Here is a 229-nt window from a genome sequence, read left to right on the forward strand (position 1 = left end):
TAAATTTTTTAAATGGTGGCTCAGGACGGAATCGAACCGCCGACACAAGGATTTTCAGTCCTTTGCTCTACCGACTGAGCTACTGAGCCATATTAAGTTATTTTGCCTAAATAGAATTTGGCTTCGTCCTTCGTCCCGATTTATCAATCGGTACGCTGAAATATTTCAAGGAAGCTTATTCGGTCGTGCTCTACCGACTGAGCTACTGAGCCATTTATAATTACTTTGT

At 41.5% G+C, this 229-nt stretch carries 1 tRNA gene; it reads right to left on the minus strand.

Features of this window, described 5'->3' with window-relative positions:
- Positions 1–13 precede the first annotated feature (13 nt).
- Positions 14–89: transfer RNA gene (locus CHI10_RS22065), tRNA-Phe, on the minus strand.
- Positions 90–229: the final 140 nt, after the last annotated feature.

Origin of the sequence: Bacillus sp. 7894-2 (assembly GCF_002272225.1) — a bacterium.
Classification (GTDB): domain Bacteria; phylum Bacillota; class Bacilli; order Bacillales; family Cytobacillaceae; genus Cytobacillus.